At 35.2% G+C, this 26,481-nt stretch carries 17 protein-coding genes, 2 tRNA genes and 1 pseudogene; 7 read left to right on the top strand and 13 right to left on the bottom strand.

Annotated elements, in window-relative coordinates; translation table 11 throughout:
* The first annotated feature begins 179 nt into the window (after window positions 1–179).
* Complete coding sequence (locus tag IPH84_05815) at window positions 180–887, top strand: Crp/Fnr family transcriptional regulator (GenBank protein ID MBK7172740.1); 708 nt, start codon at window positions 180–182, stop codon at window positions 885–887.
* Window positions 888–898: 11 nt separating this feature from the next.
* On the opposite strand, the gene IPH84_05810 is transcribed toward IPH84_05815, so the two are convergent.
* Together IPH84_05810 and IPH84_05805 are read right to left on the bottom strand one after the other, a co-directional pair.
* Window positions 899–1,147, bottom strand: a complete 249-nt coding sequence (locus tag IPH84_05810; protein ID MBK7172739.1) for a hypothetical protein — start codon at window positions 1,145–1,147, stop codon at window positions 899–901.
* A gap of 185 nt (window positions 1,148–1,332) precedes the next feature.
* Complete coding sequence (locus IPH84_05805) at window positions 1,333–2,058, bottom strand: hypothetical protein (protein MBK7172738.1); 726 nt, start codon at window positions 2,056–2,058, stop codon at window positions 1,333–1,335.
* Window positions 2,059–2,234: 176 nt separating this feature from the next.
* Between IPH84_05805 and IPH84_05800 the strand changes: the two genes are divergently transcribed.
* Window positions 2,235–2,957 (top strand): CDP-alcohol phosphatidyltransferase family protein, encoded by a 723-nt coding sequence (locus IPH84_05800; GenBank protein ID MBK7172737.1) that lies wholly within the window; start codon window positions 2,235–2,237, stop codon window positions 2,955–2,957.
* Entirely contained in the window at window positions 2,957–3,703 is a 747-nt protein-coding gene (locus IPH84_05795) for a hypothetical protein (protein MBK7172736.1), read from the top strand. The genes IPH84_05800 and IPH84_05795 overlap by 1 nt, the downstream gene beginning before the upstream one ends.
* 1 nt (window position 3,704) lies before the next feature.
* On the opposite strand, the gene lptB is transcribed toward IPH84_05795, so the two are convergent.
* From lptB to IPH84_05780, 3 genes and pseudogenes are all read right to left on the bottom strand, one after another.
* Window positions 3,705–4,430, bottom strand: coding sequence for an LPS export ABC transporter ATP-binding protein (lptB, locus tag IPH84_05790; protein ID MBK7172735.1), 726 nt, complete (start codon window positions 4,428–4,430; stop codon window positions 3,705–3,707).
* Between the two features lie 191 nt (window positions 4,431–4,621).
* Window positions 4,622–5,665: a 2-oxoacid:ferredoxin oxidoreductase subunit beta gene (locus IPH84_05785; protein ID MBK7172734.1), complete on the bottom strand. Its 1,044-nt coding sequence runs from the start codon at window positions 5,663–5,665 to the stop codon at window positions 4,622–4,624.
* An 11-nt stretch (window positions 5,666–5,676) separates the two neighbouring features.
* Window positions 5,677–7,516: pseudogene (locus tag IPH84_05780) on the bottom strand (2-oxoacid:acceptor oxidoreductase subunit alpha).
* Between the two features lie 315 nt (window positions 7,517–7,831).
* On the opposite strand from IPH84_05780, the gene IPH84_05775 reads away from it, so the two are divergent.
* The gene (locus IPH84_05775) at window positions 7,832–7,999 is read left to right on the top strand and encodes a 4Fe-4S binding protein (protein ID MBK7172733.1); all 168 of its coding nucleotides are present in this window, start codon (window positions 7,832–7,834) and stop codon (window positions 7,997–7,999) included.
* A 60-nt stretch (window positions 8,000–8,059) separates the two neighbouring features.
* On the opposite strand, the gene IPH84_05770 is transcribed toward IPH84_05775, so the two are convergent.
* The 8 genes from IPH84_05770 to IPH84_05735 all read right to left on the bottom strand — a co-directional run bounded on the left by IPH84_05770 (window position 8,060) and on the right by IPH84_05735 (window position 16,757).
* The gene (locus IPH84_05770) at window positions 8,060–8,953 is read right to left on the bottom strand and encodes an EamA family transporter (GenBank protein ID MBK7172732.1); all 894 of its coding nucleotides are present in this window, start codon (window positions 8,951–8,953) and stop codon (window positions 8,060–8,062) included.
* Window positions 8,954–9,236: 283 nt separating this feature from the next.
* Window positions 9,237–10,721 (bottom strand): glutamine synthetase, encoded by a 1,485-nt coding sequence (locus IPH84_05765; protein ID MBK7172731.1) that lies wholly within the window; start codon window positions 10,719–10,721, stop codon window positions 9,237–9,239.
* 352 nt (window positions 10,722–11,073) lie between these two features.
* Complete coding sequence (meaB, locus tag IPH84_05760) at window positions 11,074–12,177, bottom strand: methylmalonyl Co-A mutase-associated GTPase MeaB (GenBank protein MBK7172730.1); 1,104 nt, start codon at window positions 12,175–12,177, stop codon at window positions 11,074–11,076.
* A 432-nt stretch (window positions 12,178–12,609) separates the two neighbouring features.
* Window positions 12,610–15,570, bottom strand: coding sequence for a histidine kinase (locus IPH84_05755; protein ID MBK7172729.1), 2,961 nt, complete (start codon window positions 15,568–15,570; stop codon window positions 12,610–12,612).
* A gap of 1 nt (window position 15,571) precedes the next feature.
* A complete protein-coding gene (locus tag IPH84_05750) occupies window positions 15,572–15,715 on the bottom strand; it encodes a hypothetical protein (protein ID MBK7172728.1) in 144 nt (47 codons plus the stop codon).
* A gap of 303 nt (window positions 15,716–16,018) precedes the next feature.
* Window positions 16,019–16,366 (bottom strand): response regulator, encoded by a 348-nt coding sequence (locus tag IPH84_05745; protein MBK7172727.1) that lies wholly within the window; start codon window positions 16,364–16,366, stop codon window positions 16,019–16,021.
* A 178-nt stretch (window positions 16,367–16,544) separates the two neighbouring features.
* A tRNA-Thr gene (locus tag IPH84_05740) sits at window positions 16,545–16,617 on the bottom strand.
* Between the two features lie 66 nt (window positions 16,618–16,683).
* Window positions 16,684–16,757: transfer RNA gene (locus IPH84_05735), tRNA-Pro, on the bottom strand.
* Between the two features lie 625 nt (window positions 16,758–17,382).
* On the opposite strand from IPH84_05735, the gene IPH84_05730 reads away from it, so the two are divergent.
* The 3 genes from IPH84_05730 to IPH84_05720 all read left to right on the top strand — a co-directional run bounded on the left by IPH84_05730 (window position 17,383) and on the right by IPH84_05720 (window position 26,247).
* Complete coding sequence (locus tag IPH84_05730) at window positions 17,383–17,805, top strand: hypothetical protein (protein MBK7172726.1); 423 nt, start codon at window positions 17,383–17,385, stop codon at window positions 17,803–17,805.
* Complete coding sequence (locus IPH84_05725) at window positions 17,778–18,539, top strand: exopolysaccharide biosynthesis polyprenyl glycosylphosphotransferase (GenBank protein MBK7172725.1); 762 nt, start codon at window positions 17,778–17,780, stop codon at window positions 18,537–18,539. The genes IPH84_05730 and IPH84_05725 overlap by 28 nt, the downstream gene beginning before the upstream one ends.
* Before the next feature lie 865 nt (window positions 18,540–19,404).
* The gene (locus IPH84_05720) at window positions 19,405–26,247 is read left to right on the top strand and encodes a cadherin domain-containing protein (GenBank protein MBK7172724.1); all 6,843 of its coding nucleotides are present in this window, start codon (window positions 19,405–19,407) and stop codon (window positions 26,245–26,247) included.
* Window positions 26,248–26,481: the final 234 nt, after the last annotated feature.

Below are 26,481 nucleotides of genomic sequence, written 5' to 3'. Positions count from 1 at the left end.
TTGTTATTTCGCTAACAAAGCTATACTTGTCGGTAATCTGCACTACAACCCGAACCATGTAATTCAAAGGGAAAAAACATGTCATGCGTCAATAAAAAATAGTCTTCTATCAATTAAAAACTGATCAGGATCATAAAAAAAAGTGTTATTTTGCATCATAAATATTTAGAAAGCCACATATGACTGACACAACAACTGACACCCTCCCCATCAGCTCCTGCGCCACGCATGTGTATGACTCACCCTGTTTCTCCCTTTTGTCTGATGCAGAGAAATCATTATTGGATAGTAAAGCAGTAACAATTACCTATCGCAAAGGAGAAACAATATGTAAACAAGGCACATTTGCCTCTAATATCATTTTTCTCGAGAAAGGATTAGTTAAAATCTATCTCGAAGGCACCCCAAAAAACCTGATTCTTACTATTACACCCTCTGGACATATTATTGGAGTGCCCGCCATCTTTGAAGGCAACAATACATTTCTTTATTCGGTAACAACTTATGTTGAATCAGTTGTAAAAATGATAGACATCGCTGTTTTTAAACAGTTGCTGCTGCAAAATCCCGGATTTGCATACAGGATTCTCAACCTGATGAATGAAAACACAGCACAAACCTATGGAAGATTTTTCTGTTTGACTCAGAAACATCTGCATGGTCGTTTGGCAGATATTCTAATGTGCTTATCTGGACGCATTTTCAAAAGTCTTCAATTTGACCTGCCTCTTTCACGAAATGATCTTGGTGAATTAACCGGGATGTCAACAGAAAGTGTAATTAGGTTGATGAAAGAATTAAAGGACGACGGACTAATTGAAATTTCCGGCAAAACCATTAAACTTCTGGATGTACCCAGACTGGTAAAAATCAGTGAAGTGGGTTGAAAAATCAGTCTTTAGGCATACAAATCTCCAATCCTGATATCCTTCTCATAAATATCAAGGACATCTTCCAGTTTCAAAATAACAATCCTTTCAATCCGGTTAGATGATTGCTGATACCAGATTTCGACAAAGAAATCAAACAATACAAATAATTTAATATTGTAATAGATATAAATTCTGGAAGAGAGTTCTTTCCCCCGATCAAAAAGTGTATTAACCTTCTCGATACTAGTCAATTGATTAAACTGTGCAACTGTCATAAATCTAACAGTATTAGCTCCACAAATCTCAAGGATTAAGGCACACTATTCTTTCTTATCATAGGGCCCATCCCGACATAAATACACTACAAATCAAAACTTTATCTTTATATGACAAAAATAAAGGTTAACTAAAGAATAAAGTTTCAAGAATCAAAAGAAGGTTAAGAGCGCTCTGCCTGTTATCAAATCCTATTAATTTCTGATATATACTTCTCTTTTAGAACCTCCAACTTCTCCAGATCTGCTTTGCGATCAAAGATTCTGATAAGATCCACCATTCCTGTTTTTTCATATATAGCAGCCTGGGCAGCATCATACAACTTATGGCTCATATTATTTCGGATGCTGATAGTAACACTTTCAAACTGCTCCCAGTTCAAATAAGAAGGCATTCTGAGGTAATATGTATCAGGCTGATCCATATCCATATAAATTCCATCTGACAGCACCTTGACCTCAAAGTATTTTCTTACTTCTATCAGGGTTTGGAAGGGCTTGATATCCTTTTTTGGCAAAAAGACCATTCCAACTTTTCTATAGTGACTAATCAACTCAGGAAGCAGATCATAGTCATCCATGAAAATGCGTATGCATGGAGTGGATTTATTAAACAACTGCACAATAGCCATTGCTGCATCGAACTTTATCGAATGCTCCCGCTTAATATGCATGGTCATTCTGATAAAAGTATCCTCCTTGCATATATCAAGTTCTTTCACAATCAAGAAAATGGACCTGGGCTTTTTCTCATTTTCATTAGCCGGAACAAAATAATGATCGTAGAACCCTGGAAATGGATCCAAGTCCTCCAGAATTAACTCTCCATAATTTTTCTGAGATGCAAGGGTGGCTAACTTTTCTCTTTTAAGAATATACCCCAAAGAGGTAATGACCTGTTTCTCTTCCATAAAAATCCAGTTTAATTTTCATAGTTATCAAACAAAGATATATAAATTCATGGATATTTCAAATAAACTGATAGTCGGATTATATTTTATTATTAATCGATATCTTATTACTTTCATTGTTAATGCATGAGTAAAGGAAATCGTACTTTTGTTATCTCATTATAAATCAAACTCCTTTGGAAATCAAAAAACACATCCCAAATACGATTACCTGTTTGAATTTATTCAGCGGTTGTATTGGAATTACATTTGCTTTTGCAGACAATTTAAGCACGGGAGCCATCTTTATTGGAATTGCCGCAATCTTTGATTTCCTGGATGGCTTCATGGCCAGAATACTGCACGTAAAATCAGAGATAGGCAAGCAACTTGATTCACTGGCAGATATCCTATCCTTTGGACTCCTTCCAGGAGTCATCATTTTTATGTTGATGGACTCATCCTCAAATCTGCCATTCAATTCAATCGAATCATCTCTGAATCCCTTCCCTTACCTTGCTTTCCTGATACCGGTTTTTTCAGCCTTACGGTTAGCCAAGTTCAACATTGATACAAGGCAAACTGATTCTTTTCTTGGATTACCGACTCCTGCATCAGCCCTTCTTCTGGGCTCTTTTCCATTGATTCTGGATCAGGCAGAGACTATTACTCAGCTAACTTTCATATCAGGTATTCTTAGCAACTATTATTTCCTGTTGATTATCATTCTTGTGATTTGTTACCTCCTGGTTTCAGAGATACCTTTATTTGCCTTAAAATTTAAAAATTTAGAGTGGGGAAATAACAAACCACAATACCTCCTGATTGCTATATCAGTTATATCAATAGTCTTTGCAGGCTTCATTGCGGTTCCTATCATTATTGTAGCCTATCTAATTCTTTCATTATTTTTCAAATGATGAAACTTAAAGCAAAATACCCATTCTTTTCAACTCCAAAACAATATGGATTGAGGCAACTAGTGTTATTTAGCCTTTTAGTTTTGCTTATTTCTTCTTGCAAGGTCTATAGTCCACAATCAGTTCCAATACCATTATTTACAGAAAAGAATGAAGTGCTTCTGACAGGTGGAATCAACATCCCTGCAGGAATTGCTGGTTCTTTGGCCTATTCACCTTTTTCTCATGTTTGTATTCAAGCATATGGATATACTTCTGCAGAAGAAACCTACTACTTTCAGGCTAGTACAGGTTTTTTCTGGAAAAACAATTCTTCCACGCGCTATGAACTCCTTGGAGGATATGCTTCTGGAAAAGGAAAACGAATAAAATCTGAAAATCCATCCTATTTGGAAGGAGAATATGACATTTACTTCACTCAATTCAACCTCGGTCAGTCAGTCAACAGAAAACAAAATATTGAATATGGATTCGGTCTGAAAGCCGGTCTTTTTAATGTTTCAATCAACGATTACGGGTTTTATGAATCCAATGGACTTGATCCGGTAAGCTACTTTAATAAGTACTTTTTATTGGAACCAGTCGCTTTTGTCAGAACAGGCAAAAGAAAGATAAAATCCGGCGTCTATATTTCTGGCACATCACTTATAAACCTTAAACCCGAACAAAGATTATTCCCATTTCATAATCTCTCGATCGGTTTCAGTTTGCAATATAAGTTTTCGTTACAAAGAAAGAATAACTAGACTATCTTCTCAGTTCAAAATTCTTTCCAAGATATACTTTACGCACTTGTTCATCATTTGCCAGGTCTGAAGCTGAGCCGGATTTCAAAACAGAACCTTCAAACAACAAGTAGGCTCTGTCAGTAATTGATAAGGTCTCGTGAACATTGTGGTCTGTTATCAGAATTCCAATATTTTTTGTTCGAAGGTTCATCACAATATGCTGGATATCTTCAACTGCGATAGGATCGACTCCAGCAAAAGGTTCATCCAATAAGATAAATTTAGGATCGGTTGCAAGTGCCCTGGCAATTTCTGTTCTACGTCTCTCCCCACCGCTCAATTGAATCCCAAGACTTTTTCTAACACCTTGTAAACCAAATTCAGAGATCAGCGATTCGAGCTTCTCCTGTTGATCATGCTTGTTCAATTTGGTAAATTCCAATACAGCTTTAATATTATCTTCAACACTCAATTTACGAAAGACAGATGCCTCCTGTGCAAGATATCCAATACCAAGTTGGGCCCTTTTATAGATAGGTTCACTTGTAATCTCCATTTCATCAAGGAATACCTTCCCTTGCAATGGCTTAATAAGGCCTACTATTATATAAAAGGAGGTGGTTTTACCCGCTCCATTGGGGCCTAACAGTCCAACTATCTCTCCTTGTTCAACCTGAATTGAAACATGATTGACTACTATTCGTTGTCTGTACTTTTTAACTATCTCCTCGGTTCGTAAAATCATAATTGATCATTTTCAAGGCAAAAGTAAAGTAAAAAAACAAATTCCATGTTTATTGGATGTTTTGATAAGTTGAAAAGTAGCACACTATTCACATGAATAGTATGGTAGTTTTTAAAGAATGAATTGGCAGATAAAGAAATGGCTCCTAAAGCAATATGCTGAGGAGCCCTTTTCCACAATTTCTTATTGGCTTATTTTATTTCCCAGGTATCGCCACTATTTAATAGATCATCGACACATTTAATTTTACTGGTTGCTTTTGCATGTTCAATCTGATCAACCACGAGATCATCATAAGTTGGGTACATGGCAGATCTTATTACACCCACAGCCATTGGATAATGAGGTGGTGCCATTTTCGCCAGCATAAGATGGAGGCCTGGATCTTGTTGATATTGATCATGTACTAACAAATCATCTTCTGAAATTTCGTTTTCGCCAATTTTGACAACTTCCAGTTGTGTTCCATTCAATCGTATCCCTTTATCTTTATTTTTACCAAAGATCATAGGTTCACCATTCTTCAGGTGAATTTGAGCATCATCCCTGACTTCCTTATCAGTGACTGCAGCATGAGTTTTATCTGCAAATATTACACAGTTCTGGAGAATCTCTACAACTGAAGTTCCATCATGCCTGGCTGCCTCAAACATAACTTCAGTCATTAATTTGATGTTGCTGTCGACTGCACGTGCAAAGAAAGTGCCTTGTGCACCCAGGACAAGTTCTCCAGGATTAAATGGATGCTCAATAGTACCCTGAGGTGATGTTTTGGTAACACTTCCCATGGGGGTAGTTGGAGAATATTGACCTTTCGTCAAACCATAAATCTGGTTATTGAAAAGCAAAATATTAACATCTATATTTCTTCGGATAATATGAATAAAATGATTCCCTCCAATAGCCATTGAATCACCATCTCCAGAAGTGATCCATACACTAAGGTTTGGATTTGCAATTTTCATTCCCGATGCGATTGGGTGCGCCCTACCATGAATTCCATGAAATCCATAGGTATTTACATAGTAAGGAAACCTTGATGAACATCCTATTCCGGATACCATCATAAAATTCTCTTTCCTGTAACCTATTTTTGGGAAAACATTGGCAACTGCTGCTAAAATAGCATGATCACCACAACCTGGACACCATTTCACTAACTGATCACTCACAAAGTCTTCTTTTGTGAGTTCAACTGATGATCGTTCGATGGTTTTATTTGGAAAATCTACCATTTTACAGCCTCCTATAATAATTCATTGAACTTAGAAACTAACTCATTCACATTAAAAGGTAATCCCTGAACCTTATTGTACTGGAAATACTTAAATTCAGGCTCAGTCATACGGAGATAATTTACGAATTGACCACTATTTAATTCACAAACAATAACTTTCTTAAATCCGGAAAGCACTTCATGCGTATTTTTTGGTAATGGCATAATATAGTTAAAATGCGCCAGGCTGATCTTTTTACCTATAGCATGTAACTCTTCCACAGCTGCCTGGGTCGTCCCTTTTGTACCGCCCCAACTAACTACAAGTAAATCACCTTCTTTCTCTCCCATCACTTCTAATAAAGGAATAAAATCTGCCACTTTCTGGATCTTTGCTTCCCTAAGATCAGTCATAAGCTGATGGTTGGCAGGATCAGTGCTTACATTCCCGGATATATTCTCTTTCTCAAGTCCACCTATCCTATGTCTTAATCCAACAGTACCAGGCAATGCCCATTTACGTACAAAAGTGTCAGCATTTCGGCGATACGGTTTGTAATCCTTCTCATTTGCTTCGGCAATTGGAGGAGTAATAATAGGTAAATCTGCAACTTTAGGAATTCGGAAAAGTTGAGAACCATTTCCTATTGATCCGTCAGTCATTAACATTACTGGAGTCATATGTTCCAATGCAATCTTAGATGCCTGGTATGCATAATGAAAACAATCAGAAGGTGTTGATGCTGCAATAACAACTACCGGAGCTTCACCATTACGACCAAAAAGTGCCTGCATTAGATCACTCTGCTCACTCTTGGTGGGTAAACCTGTTGAAGGGCCACCTCTTTGTACGTCAACTATCACCAGGGGTAGTTCTGTCATCACTGCAAGGCCTATGGCTTCACTTTTCAGTGAAAGTCCTGGTCCGGAAGTAGTCGTTATTGCCAATGAACCTGTGTAACTAGCACCTATTGCAGAACAAATTCCTGCAATCTCATCCTCAGCTTGAAAAACCTTGGCGCCCAACGATTTATGACGAGCTAGTTCCATGAGAATCTCGGTAGCTGGAGTAATAGGATATGACCCTAAAAAGAGTGGCCTACCAGAGCGCTCTGAAGCAGCCAGGAATCCCCAGGCTGTTGCAACATTTCCAGTAATATTTCTATATCTTCCGGCAGGGCATTTTTGCCTTTGCAATATGGAAAGTTGTCTTAAGTGCTTCAATATTCTCAGCATAGATTAATCCGCCTTCAAGAACGACCCTATTTGCTTCAACCAAATCAGGTTTTTTCTTGAACTTGATTTTAAAATACTCAATGGTAGAATCTGGTTTCCAATTCACCAAATGATAGACAATTCCAAGAGCAAAAACATTTCTTGTTTTATCAGCCGTTTTGAAATCAAAGCCTAAGGGTTTTACTGCCTCACGCGTTAAAGATGAAATCGGTGCCTTAACAAGGTTATACCCATTGAGACTATTATCGTCAAGAGGATTAGTTGAATAACCGGCTTTTTTTATAGCAGCTTCATCAAAAGAATCAGCATCAACAATCAGGGTTGCTCCTTTACGAGTCCATTTCAGATTGGACTTTAAGGAGGCAGGATTCATTGCAACAAGAACATCTACTTCATCTCCAGTAGTTTCTATCTTTTTCCTACCTATACGTACTTGAAACCCTGAAACTCCAGGTATCGTATTATGAGGTGCCCTGATTTCAGCCGGATAATCCGGGAAAGTTGCAAGATCTAGACCTTGTAAAGCCGCAGTATCACTAAACAAGGTACCGGCCAGCTGCATCCCGTCACCGGAATCGCCGACAAATTTTACTACTACATCTTCTTTTTCGATGAAGTTCAAGTTTTTGCCCATGCTTATGCAGATTGATTGAATGATTTGCAAAGTTATATGTTTTATTAAAAGTGGTCATCGATATTTTTTTTATTTTAGATTCTAACCATTTAAGACTTACAATCATATCAAAGTAAAAAATAGAATTAGTATTACTAATTCATTATCAATCATATAAACCTGAAAAAACCCATCGATCTCTTACCCATAACACTACAAATTATGGTATAGATTATCGCTAATTAGATAATTTAGATACAATCTAAATACAATCTCTTAAGAAGTGTATATAAAATACTGACTATATTTGCATCCAATAACCAAAAAACTTATAAAATGGCTTACGTAATTTCTGACGACTGCACCGCTTGCGGCACCTGCATTGATGAATGCCCTGTGGAAGCTATCTCCGAAGGTGATATCTATAAGATTGACGCTGATGTATGTACCGATTGTGGTTCATGTGCTGATGTGTGCCCAGTTGAAGCTATCCATCCTGCATAATTAGACTAAAACTATCCTGCAGAATGCAAAAAGTCTGTTCATCAAAAGTGAACAGACTTTTTATTTCCTGGCACGGCTAACTGTAATAACTCCAAGGAAAACCAAGGCAATAGCTAGTACCTTGATCAAGGTAATCTTTTCAGTAAAGAAGATAATTCCAATTATTGCTACGATAACTGGTTGCATATAAGTATATACAGAAACGACAGAAGCAGATAAATTTTTCAATCCATAAGTAATCAATAAGTAAGCAAGGAATGTGGTACCAAGTACAATATAAAGAATTGAGCCAATTACATTTAATGATAATCCAGAAAAGGAAAAATTAAACATTGATGAAGATGTAAATGGCAAAGAAAAAAGAAATCCGAAGAAAAATACCCATTTCATGACCAGTAAAGGATGATACTTCTCAAATAGAGGTTTGGCTATTACCAGATAGAAACTCCAACTCAGTGTATTTGCCAGAATCATCAGGTTTCCTAAGAAACTACCTTCAAGAGCTGAATTTAACTGACTAAAGAATACCAGAATTATAGCTCCTGTTGCCCCAAAAACTATCCCGGCTAACTTTAAGACCTTTAATTTTTCTCTGGTTAAAATAGAGGATAGCAGAATTACCATCAGAGGGTTACTGGAATTGATTATAGCGGTGTCGATGGGAGTGGTCAAATTCAATCCTGAGAAAAACAAGATTTGGTTCAATGCTATTCCTAACATACCTGCCAGAATAATCCTAGGCATATCAGATCGTTCGATTCTGTTGACTTTAACCCTTAAAATCATCATATCTAATAAAAAGAAAAGGAATAAAGATCCAGCAATCCTGAGAAAAATAATTTGCATTGGAAGCAAATGGTCCGGCATGAGACCCTTGGCTACCCAATAATTGATGCTAAAAAGTAAAGTAGCACCTATCATTGCAAAATGAGAAATCGATCTTGAACCCGTCAAGTTGCTAAATTTTAGTTTCCATGTTACCTACGTTTAATATATCCTTGAAAATTTAAATTTAAGTTGAAAATTATCAAAGCTTCTGAGCATTTCTTTCAAATAAAAAGGTGCCGGAGGCACCTCAAACAAAATTTATCATTATGCATATCATCTTACGATTTGTTAACTGAAATGTTAACATGGGTGCATTACAGCCAAATTCAATATTAGACAGTATATGCCTCAAAAAAACATTTCACTGTGGAGGCCCTACTCTCCATAATTTTATAACTTATGTTTCAGATCATCCACAATGAATATATTGGTTGACCAATTTCTGAAGTTGTTCCTGGTCTTTCTCTAACTTCTCCCTCAATCCTTTGTCATTAAACGATTTCAATTTTCTTGCCGTACCTTCAATTACTGACACTGGAAAAACATTATACTTTTGATAGATTTCAGCCTGCTCAAGAAGTCTATCGGCTGAATCCCAGCATGAAACTGGTAATTGTTTCAGCTTAGCAACCCTTTCCTTGTGTTCATCATCAAAAATATTCACATCCACATAAGTTTGTTCAGCAATAGCCAGTGATTGATTCAATTCTAGACCATGCCTGGCTGCAACTGTTAGTCCAGCAAGTAAAAGATAGATATCAGCTGAACCGTCCGGACAGCGGAATTCCACAGTTTGCTTACTACTAAAATCTTGATCTATAATTCTTTCGTTAGGGTTTGCATGATAGATCATGCTATTATTACCTGACCAACCCAATGGAACTCTAACAAGTACTGACCGGTTACGATCACCCCAGCAAATGTTTGTTGGAGCTTCCTGATGGGGAACCAACCTAAAATAGGAAGTTGGATTTGTATTTCCAAAGGCAGTTAAGGAAGGAGCTAGTTCAAGATAACCCGCAATGGCTTTTTTGGCTGTTTTACTCAAAACGCCGGATTCAACCATTGCATTTTTACCATTTTTCAAAAGTCTTGTATGAATATGCAGACCACTACCAGCCTTGCCAATAGTAATTTTTGGAGCAAAGGTAACTGATACACCATACTTATAAGCTAAGGTTCTTAGAATCCACTTAGCAATAACTAATTGATCTGCTGCATCTTCTAATTTAGTAGGCAGAAATTCTATTTCATTTTGTTCATATTCTAAGCCATTCTGGAAAAAATTGCCCACTTCTGAGTGTCCATATTTGATTTTACCTCCAGTTTGGGCTATAGCTAACATAGCTTCTGTTCTTAGTTGTTCCCATTTCGCAAAAGGGAAAGCTTCATGATAACCCTTCTGATCAGCAGGTTGAAATAATTCCTTTGCGGAACTGATTACATAGTATTCCAACTCACCCATCACTTCAAAATCAAGCCCGGTTTTTTCTCTTAATGCTTTATGAGCTTGCTGAAGAATATATTCAGGAGAACTCTCTAAAGGAGCCCCATTTTTATCATAATAGGAACAAAGAATATCTAATGATGGGATGGTGCTGAAAGGATTCAGGAAAGCAGTCTTATACCTGGGAATAACGTAGAGGTCACTACTGCCAGCTTTAATAAACGGGAATAAACTGGAGCCATCTACACGTTCCCCGGTGGTAAGAATGTTGTCGAGGTGTTCCTTATTATTGATGACAAAATTCAGCGTTTTGAGCCTGCCATCACCACCGGTATAGCGGAAATTGATCATAGAAATATTATGATCATCTATATATCTAATTAAATCAGCTTTGGTAAATTCTTCACTTGGTTTATTCAGGTATTGAACAAGTGAATTGGGATTCATTTCTGTTAAACTATTCTCAAATGGGTTCTTCATAATCTCTTGATAAATCAAGCAAAAATAGAAACTTTTTGATTGGCTTTACAAAGAAAATAAAAAATACAAATATATAAAATATACTTTTAAATAGCCAGTAATTACCTCCCTTATAATCAAATAAAAGAACTTAAAATTGACCCCATAGCTCAAATATTGAGTAATAATCCAGGAAATTAAACCCCAAACTCTTAATAGACGATTATCTTGGAATATTTGATTTCAATGAATGAGACAGCATTGTATTATTATATTTAGGATTCATCACGAAACAAAGACATAGATGAAAATAACAGGAATTTATAGCTGACATAAGTAACTAAACAGATATCTCTTTAACAAACATTTCAAATAATTCCTGTGCAGCAGTATAAGCACTTTGTTTGCCATTACTGACCTCTTCTTCTTTCTGTTTAATCTTTCTTTTAAAGGAGGATTGTTCATACATGAGACCAATCATTTTCTGATTAAGGGCTTGATGAAAAACCCTTAAAGATTGGGAAGTTCGATGTTTGAAGAAGAAATTATTTGACTTTGTCACGTTGATATATTCTAAAATTGTTTTCCAGATTCTATCAATTCCATCGTTTGTCAATGATGAACAGTGATCTGCTGTGGTAATCCAACCAGATTCACTGGGATGGAACAGATGAATAGCATTCTTAATTTCAGAAAGAGATAATTGGGCTCTGTTGATATTATCTCCATCTGCTTTGTGGATAATAATAGCATCAGCCATTTCCATTATTCCTCTTTTAATTCCCTGTAATTCATCTCCGGCCCCAGCAAGCATTAAGAGTAAGAAAAAGTCAACCATAGAATGTACTTCGGTTTCACTTTGTCCCACTCCGACAGTTTCGACTATAATTGTATCGAAACCGGCAGCTTCACAAAGAATAATAGATTCCCTGGTTTTGCGTGCAACACCACCTAACGAGCCACTAGAAGGAGTGGGTCTTATGAATGCATTGGATTCTTTAGAAAGTTCTTCCATCCTTGTTTTATCACCAAGTATGCTACCATTTGTTTTAGAGCTACTTGGGTCAATGGCAAGAACAGCTATTTTTCTTCCATTCTTGATAAGGAACTTCCCCATTGCTTCAATGAATGTGCTCTTTCCAACTCCTGGAACACCAGTTATTCCAATCCTGATCGAATTCCCGGCATAGGGCAGGCAAGATTTGATCAATTCCTGAGCATTAGCTTGGTGATCTAAAAGAGAACTTTCAATTAGTGTTATAGCTTTACTTAAGATAGCTCTATCACCACGTAATATACCAGAGGTGTACTCATCTACTGATAAATACCTCCTGTTAAAGGACTTATATTTATTTGCAGCTATAGTATTTAATGCACAAGGTTTACTCACCCCCGTATTTATTTTGATAGCGGAGTTAGTGTTATGCAGTTTTTTTGAACCCATAAAAAGGAATAAACGACTATGCAAAGTTAAATATTTAGCTATCCGAATCAATAATACAAAAACAGCTATCCAATTTTGGGATAGCTGTAATATAAAAAACAGAATATACTAGTCATCGATGTTTAGATGACAATAAAACTTCCTCACTTTTATGCAAAGAGCGATATAAAAAACAAGATTTCAAATTTGCAATTAATCCATTTCTGCTTTAGGAAAAGAAGTCTGAATTCAATGGGAAAATTTCAGAACTTATACCTTATACAGATAGAGTTAAAACTCTGTGGTAAAGATAATAGCAAATTAAATAATGAAACCTGACCGATGATTAAACGGTAGTAAATTCTGTATGAAGGGCGCTTATGGATGATTTAACGGTAAACTGAGGCAATAATAAAAAGTATAAATCAATATGGGTATAAACAGAATTTCCTCTCAATCGGTCACATTTTGAGTGTTTTCATTATAAAAAGGCAAGTGAATAACAATCCTGGTTCCAGGAAATTTATTATTTGGAGATAATGGGGTGATTTCCAGAACAGATTTTGATTTGATTTTTTCTCCAAGCAGCATCAATCTTCTTTTAGTCATTTTCATTCCTTGATGCAGATGTGAAAGTGACTTCTTTTTTGAGTTTTTATTGTCTTGGATGCCAACGCCATTATCTTCTATGATAACTTTTATAATATCATCTGTAACATAAATAAATTTAATTCTAATAATACCCTTATAATTGATTGATGCTATTCCGTGCCAAACAGCATTCTCAGCGAAGGGTTGAATAATCATACTCGGGATAAAAAAAACATCCTCACTAAAACCTCCATCAATCTCAATGAAGTATTCAAATTTATTCTCAAGTCTTATTTGTTCCAATTCCAGATAATTTTTAAGCCTATCAATTTCATCTTCAAGGTTAATCACTGCAACATTTACTGCATTGAAATTTTGTCGGATGAGTCTGGAGAACTGGCTAAGGTAAAGAAGTGCTTCTCCTGATCTATTTCTAAGCATAAAATTTTGAATCGAGCCCAGGGAGTTAAAGATGAAATGAGGATTCATCATTGACAATAATGCTTTTTGCTCTAACATTACCAGTTGATGGTTATTTTCTATTCGATTCAATCTCATCTGCTTGAGTTGCATAAAAGTCTGAATACCAATAAAAATAAGGATCAGAAAAATAAGAACCCAAAAAGCGGGGTATTCATAAAAAGTTGGTTTTATTATGATAGGGAGTTCCAGAGTTTCACTCCAATCGGAATTAGCCTTTCTAACCCTAAGTTTGAATACATAATGACCTTTAGGGAGGTTTTGGAAAACTACATCAAGATCATTACCTTTAGAGACAGAGTCAACATTTCCTAATCCTTCTAAACTATAAGAATAAATGTATGAATTTACAGCATAATCAATACATTTAAAATGTATTGATATAGTGTTTTTACCTGTTACCTTTATCTCTTGGGGAATCTCTTGAATATTAATATTGTTAATTAAAACAGATTTTGTATATGGTCTAGGTGGAACAGAAACTTTTTTTCTGAAATATGAATCACTAATCACAGTTAAGCCATCTTTAGAAGCGATATAAATAGAATCATTGTAGATCATAAAGTCATTTATCGATCTTAGGTTTAACTCTAATGGTTGAACAGTCAAACGATTATTCATTAAAATATTCTTCGGGTTATCACAACGATAGATATTTGAATTCGTTGAAAAATATAAGGAATTATCGAAGTATAGGATTTTTTTTATGTAGGCATTAATAGATTTGTAAGAATCTTCTAGTAAATCATAGCGGCGTGACTTATAAATTAGCCACAGCCTTTCTCCATCTAGATTCAATATCTCGGTCTCACGATCAATTGTCAAATGGTCAACTATAACAGATCCATCAAATGGACTTAGCAAAAAACAAGGCAATAATTGACCTCTGCTAAAAAAATAATTCCTTCTTCCATTAATAATTAATCTATTCTTAGAATCAAAGTATGCATTATTAATCCTACCCGGAACATATGTTATTTTTAAATTGTTAAATTTTGATTTAATATCTCCTTCAATAATTCTATTTTGGTCAAAAAGAACAAAGCTCTTAGTATTATTATCTACAAGTATTTTTTTTATTGAAAGGTCAATTCTTTTTTCGCTTACAATATTAATTTTAGTATCCAAATTATCTTCACCAATGTGTTTTAAAAAATAAAAATACTTATTCCTTTTGGCAACAAACATTGATTGATCATTAAAATGATGAATAATCTCAAAAATATTATCATTAGTAGAGACATCTTTTCTGATTATCTTTGAATTATTATATAGAAAAATTGAATAACCATCAGAACACCAAATTCCACCAAAAGAGCCAAAACTTAATTGCTTCAATTCCAGCCTATTGAAATATTCTAAATCAATGTGATTTTGATTTAATACTTCTCTTCTAACTACAAAAACTCCATTTGACTGGGAACTAACCCATATATTCTTTTCATTATCCTCAAATAGATAAAGAGCCTCTTTTATATCTAACCATTTTAATAATTGATTTCCATTATAACAAAATACTCCTTTATCATATGCAGATATCCACAAAAACCCTTCACTATCTTCCAATATAAACTTCACGCTGTTGTAATCAAAAGGCAAAAATAATTTCTCAAATTTTAAATTCTTTGAAATTTTTATAACACCTAGATTAGTAGTTTTTGCATAGAAGTAACTTTTCTTTGTCGGGTAAACACTTTCAATTTTGAGAGTAGTATCTTCAACAATTGGATTACTGAAAAAATCAATTTGTGAATAAATTCCATAAATAGTCCAGATTCTCAACTTACGATTCTCAAAATTTTCAACAAAGGATACTCTAACACTTTCTCGCGAATTCCATTTCAATGGAAGTGTAACAGCCTTTTTGAAAAATCTATTCTTAATAGATAAATTGTATTTATTCATTGAAAAAGTCTCGCATTGAAGATTATAGAATAGAATATTATCTCCATAATTTATGAAATCTAATATAAAGCCCTTCCCTTGAAGTGCATTTAGAAAATGGGCGGTTTTACTAGAGTAAATTTTATTTGAAAACATATAATTTACTGATGCATTATAATTGAAAAACCATATTCTTCCAAGTGAATCCTCTTTTATTCGAATTACGTCATTACTACTAAGTCCATCTTCCTTACGATAGTTGGTAAATGTAGAACCATCAAATCTGACTACTCCGGCATCAGTGGTAAACCAAATAAAACGCTTACTATCCTGATAGATCTGATAAATGGTATTGCTTGGCAGTCCATCAAGCGTTGTATAGTGCCGAATGAAAGGATTTTGACCACTCATAGAGCTCCCCAAAAGAATGAAAATAAACAACACAAATAACTGCTTCACTTTAATCAATTGATGCTGAATACTTTTTTAACCACATCCTGAATTCAATAATCTTCCTTCTTGAGATAGCAAGTTTCATCCCGTTATGCAATTCCGCGAAACTCCCTTCAACTGTTGTATAGCCCGATATATACTTTACATTCACCAAAAACGTTTTATGTCTTCTAAAAAACATCGGATTCTCTATTATTTTTCAAATTCTCCAAGATTACGTGTAGCAATTATCCTTTTCCCATTAGCTAAGTGCAAGGTCGTATAATTACTGTCAGCTTCAAGATACATCAATTCATATAAGTTAATAATTTTGTATCCAAATTGCTCCGCAACAGTTATACGTGAAATATTCTTTCCATAAGTTATATAGTGATCCTCTACTCCATCTAGTGAATTTCTATACACATTTAGAACCTCAAAATCATTATCTCTTAGTCTATGATAATGAATTGCTTTAGCAAACAGCTTCACGCAGTTCACCAGAATCAATTGGCTTTAATAAATAATCCACTGCATTTGCTCGTAATGCTCTTAGAACGAATTCATGATAAGCTGTTGTAAAAATAACACCGTACTTTTCCTTAGGAATAGAATTTAGAAAAACAAAACCATCTTCATTGGGCATCGCTATGTCAAGAAAAATGAAATCTACTTGATTTTTTTTTAATAAAACACGCGCCTCCCCGGCTGAACCAGCCATCCCGCATACTTTAATTTGAGGGCAATTCTGAGTTAATAATTCCAACAACGCCTCACGGACATTTTTTTCATCTTCAACAATAATTGCATAATAGCTTCTCATAGTAAAATATTATCAAGTACAACATAGTTTTATTCTCAGAATATGTGTAAAAATATCAAGGTTTTGGAAAATATAAAACTTTTCTTGAAAATATTTATAGCCAATTTTAAAAAGAACACTTATAATACCCACTTCTTATATTATAACCTGTCCATAAATGAAAGTATTAGTCATAAAGAGCCACTCAAGGGACTCGAACCCTCGACCCGCGCATTACGAATGCGCTGCTCTACCAACTGAGCTAAAGTGGCTTTAAGAATACTTGTTACCCAATTGTAAAACTATTGAACATTATAGATCACTAGAAAATCATACTGTCGGGATGACTGGATTCGAACCAGCGGCCTCTTCGTCCCGAACGAAGCGCGCTACCAAGCTGCGCTACATCCCGAAAAACACTCTGGTTTACATCTATTTAAATCAATACAATGCTTACTAACAGGGTGAATGCAAAAATAACAATTTTACCTTGCAGATTTAACTACAACGTACATTTTTAGTGAATTTTAATAATATTATGATTTTTTACCTTTTTTGAACAAACACTTTCAATTTGGGACAAAATCCTAAATCAGTCATACGCTGTAAATTTTTATATTGTTATTATACAACACTTTATGTTATTAGGCATAAATTTTGACAATGTGATCACGGAATTCTGGACTAGTCGCTATTTGTTCCACTTTGAAAAACTTATATAGCTAAATCTTCAAAAATTCCAGGAATTCCTTCAAGTAGTAAGTTTTAAACCGTAATCCAAATATCATATGATCCGGGAAGATGAACGCATAAAATCCTCGATGTTTGGCATCTTTACAATAGCCCTTACGGTTATTACTTTCATTTTAGCCTTTAATCTTGTACGATATTTTTTTTCAGATAATATTACTTACTCCTCTGAATATCTTTCATTACTATTACTCCTACTTCCAATTTGGTTCTTTGGATTGTCGAGAACTAGCCTCCTAAAAATTTACCAAGTTAATCACTATGCAATCTTATTCAAGCAAAGTGTAATGTTTACTGTTATAGGAGCTGGTATTCTTTTTGGTTTAGTGAGCCTTTTCAACCTTTCCAGCATTTCTAAGGAGTTTATAATCCTCTTTTCTATTTTAAATCAACTTAGCATCTTCTCATCTTATATAGCTGTCAATCAACACTATATGAGACAAAGACGAAAAGGACATAATCTAACAAATATTATAATCATTGCTGGTGATGATAATGAGTCTTTCATTAATCGAATCATTGATCATCCAGAGTGGGGATACAAAATTGTAATGATTATTTCTGAATCTCATCGCATTCATGATGCATTTAGCTCGAGTATAAAGATGTTCAAAAAGACGAACAACCTTTCGAATATAATCAAATCTGAAATCGTTGATGAAGTTTTTATTGCAAATCAAACATCATTGAAGATGAAGTACAAAACATAATTCACGCCTGTGAAGAAGTTGGTGTAGCTTTTCGCCTGCATTCACAACTATTGACTATGGCTACTTCTCGACCTGATTTGAACCATTTTGATGGCATTCCTTTTATTTCATATAAAAATGCACCATCAAACCAATACGCACTGAGTTGGAAGTACATAATGGATTTTGTTATTTCATGTGTTGTCGTAACATTATGGATGCCTTTTATGATACTGATCGCTGTTATGATTAAGTTTTCGTCAAAAGGACCAGTGATATTCAAACAAAAAAGGGTTGGACTTCATGGGCGTGAATTCTTTATCTACAAATTCAGGACAATGATGCAAGATGCAGAGAAGATGCAGATGAAGATAATGGATCAAAATGAGATGACAGGTCCTGTATTCAAAATCAAAAATGACCCAAGAATTACTAACGTAGGGAAATTCCTAAGAAAAACCAGTCTGGACGAACTGCCTCAATTCTTTAATGTCATTAAAGGTGATATGTCTTTGGTTGGTCCTCGCCCACCAATCATGAGTGAGGTCAAACAGTACAAATCATGGCAGCTTCGTCGTTTATCAATGAGACCTGGTATCACTTGTATCTGGCAAACTATGCCAAAAAGAAATAGCATATCATTCGAAGAATGGATGAGAATGGACTTACAATATATCGATAATTGGTCGCTTGAAACAGATTTACTGCTAACTGTTAAAACTATCAAATCTGTATTAATGGGCTCTGGGCAATAAAATTAATGTATTCTATTAATTTTCAGACTTGTACCTTTAGCAAACAATATAACTCCAGGTCCAATAATCTCTTAAATTTGTAATGTTATAAATGAAGTTCATCTTTCAAGACTTTATTTATTAACAATATTATAATACTTATTCACATTTTCAGATTACGAAAAATCATTTTACAATAGATTTTGATATCGACTTTGTAACACAATCTCTCGCAATCTCATGCTAACAATAAATTACAAAGTAAAATAAATATTTACTTTGTAAAAATATATTTATCCATATGATTTACATCGAGCGGTTCTGACATCTCAGTAAAGATATTCCTAAAATCTATTTTATTAGATTTGTGATCTGAACTTAAGAATCATGACAGATCAATTAATCTCAAATCAGGCTGGAAAAATCAGAATATCATTGGTATTTATTCTGTTAACAGTCATTCAATTGTTTCTTTTCACTTCTTTAATATTTGGAAACACCACTCCAAACAAAACTAGTTTCAACATTGAATTTTCAATGTATGAAAATCCAATTTTTCAGGTAAATCCAACTCCTATTAGGTTTTTAACAATGGATAAACTGAATTATGCCGTTAAATAAGGTGTTCTTTCAATAAATAATGACTAACAATAATGCATATTCATTATGCTGATTAAAAGTTTACATTAAAAGCAAACTTTGATATCAAGTCCATTAGCTGTCTGTATATCAAGGTATTTAGAGTTGAACTTAAAAAAAAGTCATATGAAAGTAAAGAAAATTTGTTTTTCTTGCTATAATAACTAAAACTGCTCATTTAACAACTATGAATTCTATCCTACCAAAAATATCATTTTCATACAAAAGTATTATTCTAACAAAGCATATGAAAGTTATTATAATTTTCATGCTATCAGTCATATTAAATCATAGTTTTCTACTAGGTGCTAAATATTATACTTCACCATCAGGGAATGATAATAACAGTGGCACTATAAATTCACCTTTTTTTACATTAAACAAGGCCTGGACAAAAGTATATGCAGGGGATACGATTTATGTCAGAGGGGGAACGTATAATTACGTTGCTGAACAAATTCTTCAGAATAAGAGTGGAACCTCTGCAAATATGATTAAAATCTGGTCCTATTTGACTGAGAGACCAGTTTTTAATTTTGGTTCGGCTAGCTCATCCGGAACCTTAATTGGATTAAGAACCGGTACTGCAAATTATATTCACATTAAGGGGATAAGAGTTACTAATTTACCACAGGTCGTCAATTGTAATGTGGGAATGATGTTAGCTTCCGGAACGAATAATTGTATTATTGAAAATTGCGAATTTGATCATGTCGGGGGCTATGGATTTACAATTTCCAGCAATTGCGACAATAACCTGATTTTGAATTGTGATTCTCATCACAATGAAGACCCACTTTCTACAATACCATATGATGGTTCTAATGGATTTGGAATGACAAACAACACCACTTCTGACAATAATATTTTTAGAGGGTGCAGATCATGGTTCAATAGTGATGATGGTTTTGATTTCTTCGGTACTAATACTTATATTGAATTAGATAATTGTTGGTCCTTTTTGAATGGCTATTCACCCACAAATATGACACATACTGGCAATGGTTGTGGATTTAAAATGGGCCCAAATACAAATGGTATACTTACTACATATTTGAGAAAACTGACAGACTGCATGGCTTATGACAATTATATGAACGGCTTTGAGGAAAATTTTAGCAGTAATGGATTAAATCATTTCCCAAGTATTCTATATAATTGCACTGCATTCAGGAATGGTAATTATGGATTTAACTATTCTAAATTCAATGATGCTCACATTCTGAAGAATAACCTTAGTTACCTGAATATTGTAAATTATGCAATAAATACATCCTCAATTGTTCAAAACAATAGCTGGAATGGTACTGTGACAGTTAGTAATTCAGATTTTATTAGTATTGATACTATTGGTATGTCTGGACCCAGGCAGGCTGATGGGAGTTTACCCGTTCTTAATTTTTTACACTTAGCTTCCGGATCAGATTTAATTGATGCTGGAGTAAATGTTGGATTACCATATATTGGAAGTGCACCTGATATTTGCACTTTTGAATATTCAGGTTCAACAAATCAAGCTCCGGTCATCACAAACCAGACTTTCTCTATAAATGAAAATTCAGTAAATGGAACTACCGTTGGAACAGTAATCGCATATGATCCAGATGCAGGTCAAATACTTACTTACGCTATTCTATCAGGTAACACTAATAATGCTTTTGCCATCAACTCCACCACTGGTATTATCACTGTTGCTAACTCTGTCGCTCTAAACTATGAATCCACGCCTTCATTTACGATGGTTGTGAAAGTTCAGGATAACGGAAATAGCATTCTCAGTAGTCAGGCTACTGTCACAATCAATCTTATAAATATTAATGAACCACCAGTTATCACTAACCAATCCTTCTCCATCAATGAGAATTCAGTCAACGGAGCCAGTGTTGGAACGGTTGTAGCTTCTGATCCTGATGCAGGTCAAACTAAAACGTTTTCCATTCTTTCAGGAAATACCAATACTTCTTTTTCTATCAACTCCACAACTGGTCTTATTACTGTTGCAAACTCTGCAGCACTCAACTTTGAATCAACACCATCTTACGCTTTAGTAGTAAAAGTTCAGGATAATGGCACCGGTAATCTCAGCAGCCAGGCAACAGTCACAATTTTGCTCATTAATGTCAATGAACCTCCTGCTATTAGTAACCAATCCTTCTCCATCAATGAAAATTCAACTAACGGAGCAACGGTTGGAACAGTAAGTGCATCTGATGTGGACGCTGGTCAGACTTTAACATATTCTATTCTTTCAGGCAACACTAATACTGCTTTTGCCATCAACTCTGCAACAGGTATTATTACTGTTGCAAACTCTGCAGCACTCAACTTTGAATCCACACCATCTTACGCTTTGGTAGTGAAAGTCCAGGATAATGGCACTGGCAATCTGAGTAACCAGGCCACTGTAACCATAAATCTTATAAATATCAATGAACCTCCTGTTGTAAGCAATCAATCTTTTAGTGTGACTTCAGGTTCTGCAAATGGCACATCAGTGGGAACGGTTGCTGCGTCTGATCCCGATGCCGGCCAGGTTTTAACCTATTCAATTATATCAGGTAATACCAGTAATGGATTTATTATTAATTCCTCGACCGGACTTATTACAATTAATAACGCAACAGTTGTCAATTATACAACCAATCCACTTTTCAGTCTGTTGATTAAAGTACAGGATAATGGAACAGGAAACCTGTATGATGATGCAATTATCACAATTAATGTTGTGCAAGCTGGAAACTTGCCTCCTGTTATTACCAATCAAAACTTTAACCTGAATGAGAATGCACCTAACGGAGCTACAGTAGGCACTGTTGTTGCATCAGATCCTAATTCAGGTCAGACTCTCACATATTCAATTCTTTCAGGAAATGCAGACAACGCTTTTACTATCAACGCTTTATCTGGAGTGCTGAGTGTAGCTAACTCTGCTTCAATAAACTTTGAATCACTCGCTGTTTTTAACCTGATCATTAAAGTTCAAGACAACGGCACTGGCAATCTTAGCAGCCAGGCTACAATCACAGTGAATATTCTTAATCTAAATGAGCTACCTGTAATCGCAAATCAGGCTTTTTCTACTAATGAGAATTCAGCAAACGGAACTACTGTTGGAACAGTAATTGCCACTGATCCAGATGCTGGTCAAACATTAAATTTCACAATTCTTTCAGGCAATTCCAATACTGCATTTTCCATCAGTTCCACTACAGGTATTATCACAGTTGCTAACTCCTCAGCACTCAACTTTGAAACTTCACCATCATTTGCTTTGGTTGTGAAAGTTCAGGATAATGGTGCTGGCAATCTGAGCAGCCAGGCCACAGTCACAATCACTCTCCTAAATATCAATGAACCTCCGGTTATCACTAACCAATCCTTCTCAATCAATGAGAATTCAGCCAATGGAACTGCAGTTGGAACAGTCATTGCTTCTGATCCGGATGCAGGTCAAACCAAAACATTTTCCATTCTTTCAGGAAATACCAATACTGCTTTTGCCATCAGTTCTACCACAGGAATTATCACTGTTGCCAACTCTGCAGCACTCAACTTTGAATCTACACCGTCTTTTGCATTGGTTATTAAAGTTCAGGATAATGGCACTGGCAATCTAAGCAGTCAGGCTACAGTCACTATCAATCTTATAAATATTAATGAGCCACCGGTTATCATTAACCAATCCTTCTCTATCAGCGAAAACTCTTCCAATGGAACTACTGTAGGAACAGTTATTGCCACTGATCCGGATGCAGGTCAAACCAAAACATTTTCCATTCTTTCCGGAAATACCAATACTGCTTTTGCCATCAGTTCTACAACAGGAATTATCACTGTTGCCAACTCTGCAGCACTCAACTTTGAATCTACGCCGTCTTTTGCATTGGTTATTAAAGTTCAGGATAATGGCGCTGGAAGTCTAAGCAGTCAGGCTACAGTCACAATCACTTTAATAAACATTAATGAACCACCGGTTATCACTAACCAATCCTTCTCAATAAATGAGAATTCTGTCAACGGAACTACTGTTGGTACAGTAATTGCCACTGATCCGGATGCAGGTCAAACCAAAACATTTTCCATTCTTTCAGGAAACACAAACAGTACTTTTGTAATAAACTCTCTATCAGGTGTTATATCTGTTGCTAACTCTTCTGCATTAAACTTTGAAGCTACTCCTTCTTATGATTTGATTGTGAAAGTCCAGGATAATGGCACTGGCAATCTGAGTAGTCAGGCTACTGTAATGATTAACCTCATAAATATTAATGAACCGCCTGTTGTAAACAATCAAACTTTTACTGTTACTTCAGGATCAGCTAATGGCACATCTGTTGGAATAGTTGCTGCATCTGATCCAGATGCCGGTCAAATTTTAACCTATTCAATTATATCTGGTAATACCAGCAGTGCTTTTATCATCAATTCCTCCTCCGGACAAATAACTGTTAATAACGCAATTGTTGTAAACTATACTACGAATCCCGTTTTCAGTCTGTTGATTAAAGTTCAGGATAACGGTACGGGCAACCTTTATGATGATGCCACCATCACTATCAATGTTTTGCAGGCTGGAAACATGCCTCCTGTTATTACAAATCAGACCTTTAACCTGAATGAGAATGCACCCAATGGAAGTACAGTAGGCGCAGTAGTAGCTTCTGATCCTAATGCCGGACAGACTCTCACATATTCAATTCTATCAGGAAACACAAACAATGCTTTCATTATTAATGCTATATCCGGCGTACTTAGTGTTGCCAACTCAACTGCCATAAACTTTGAGTCCATTACAGCTTTTAACCTAATCATTAAAGTTCAGGACAACGGTACCGGCAATCTTAGTAGTCAGGCTACAATCACCGTAAATATTCTTAACCTAAATGAGGTACCTTTAATCACAAATCAGGCTTTTTCTATTAATGAGAATTCGTCTAATGGGGTATCAGTAGGAATGGTGATTGCAACTGATCCTGACGCAGGGCAATTGCTCACATATTCGATTCTATCTGGTAATACAAATGGAGCTTTTGCCATTAATTCTGCCACAGGTGTTATTATTGTTACAAATTCGGGAGCCTTAAATTTCGAGACTATTCCATCATTTGCCTTAGTAGTAAAAGTACTTGATAATGGCACTGGCAATCTAAGCAGTCAGGCTACAGTCACAATTACTCTATTAAATATTAATGAACAGCCGGTTATTAGTAACCAATCCTTTTCCATCAATGAGAATTCAGCCAACGGAACAACTGTTGGGACTGTAATTGCCACTGATCCTGATGCTGGTCAAACCCTAACTTATTCCATCCTTTCAGGTAATACCGGAGGTGCTTTTGCAATTAATTCTACGAATGGGAATCTGATTGTTACCAACTCCACTATTTTAAATTATGAGGTCACTCCTTTTATTACAATAGCAGTAAAAGTTCAGGACAATGGCACAGGTAACCTATATAATCAAGGAAGCATAACTATTAACATTAATAATATTAATGAACAGCCCATTCTCAGTAATCAGATTTTCAATGTATATCAATTTACTGCAAATGGTTCTTCTTTAGGTACCGTTCTGGCAACAGATCCTGATGCAGGGCAAGCACTCACATATTCCATCATTGCAGGAAATGTGAATAATGGATTTGGTATAAACCCAGTTTCAGGAGTTTTATTTGTGAATAATTCTTCTGCTCTAAATCCTGGTACGACACCCGTATTTTATCTTACTATTCAAGTTATGGATAATGGATACGGCAATTTAACAAATTCAGCAGTCTCTACAATAAATATCCTTGCAACCGGTAACCAACCTCCTGTTATTACCAACCAATCCTTTACCTTAAATGAAAATTCTGCAAATGGGACTATTGTAGGTACTGTTATTGCTTCTGACCCTAATGTCGGACAGTCCATCACATATTCCATTATTTCGGGGAATACGAATGGGGCTTTTGCAATTAATACCAGTTCAGGTCAATTAGTTGTATCTAATTCAGCTTCTATAAATTTTGAACTTATTCCCACTTTTTCTTTGATTGTAAAAGTTCAGGATAATGGTACTGGAAGCTTAAGCAGTCAGGCCACGATTACTATAAATATCTCAAATCTTAATGAACCACCGATAATAAGCAACCAGATTTTTTCAGTCAGTGAGAATTCGTCAAATGGAACAATAGTCGGCACAGTAGTTGCATCAGATCCAGATGCCGGTCAGTCATTAACATATACTATTCTTTCAGGAAACACGAGTGGTGCTTTTGCAATAAATTCTGCAAATGGAACACTTATCGTAGCTAATAGTGCAGCTCTCAATTATGAACTCATAACATCATTTGTACTTGTTATAAAAGTTCAGGATAATGGTGTGGGTTTATTGTCCAGCCAAGCTAATGCAACTGTCAATCTTCTTAATGTGAATGATTCTCCAAATATTAACAATCAGGCATTTGCAATAGAAGAAAATTCCATGAATGGAACAACAATTGGCACAGTGGAGGCTCAGGATCAGGATGTAAGCCAGTTATTGACTTATCAAATTATATCAGGAAATCCTGGAGGAGCGTTCTATATTAATAATGCAACAGGAAAACTTCTTGTATCCAACTCTTCTGTTCTGGATTTCGAAAATCAGTCAACTTTTCAGATAACTATTTCTGTGTCAGATAATGGAAATCCTAATAGTTCGAGCCAAGCTACAATAACTATTAATTTAATTGATATTGAAGACGTATTATTTACAGCACCAACTGTATATTCAAATGGTAGTTTAAACAATTATTTAACAAATGGTGGAAGTAGTCATTTTGAAGATAGTCTCACAATGCAGAATCATGATAATGGGGACACAAAGATAGAATGGTCAATATATCCAAATCCAAGTGGTGGAATTATTAACGTTGAAATCCCTGGATTGCAGGCAGAATGGATATTAATTAATATTTTTAATGTTGAAGGAAAAACTGTTTATGTGCATAAAATGGACAATGTGAACAAGGAAGTTTTAGATTTAGGACAACTTCCTTCAGGAACTTATTATATGCTTATTCAATCAGAGGATAAGAAATCATCTAAGAAATTCATTATCAGGTAACACATGATTATCAAGCGGAATAATTGAATAAGCTCATTTCATCGAAAAATCAAATTACCTGAAAAAAAGATTGAATGAATTGTTTAGCCAAGAAAAAGATAACGGAGGATAATTCATTATCCTCCGTTACTGTTTCAATACTTATGATTCAATGCTACATCATCGCTATTCTCTTTTATGATTGCATTACATAGTGAAATAGTATTTGAACTTCATTATACCAAGACTTTCGTA

The sequence above is a fragment of the Bacteroidales bacterium genome (assembly GCA_016707785.1).
Classification (GTDB): Bacteria; Bacteroidota; Bacteroidia; order Bacteroidales; family UBA4417; genus UBA4417.
This window is presented reverse-complemented; position numbering and strand designations above follow the sequence as displayed.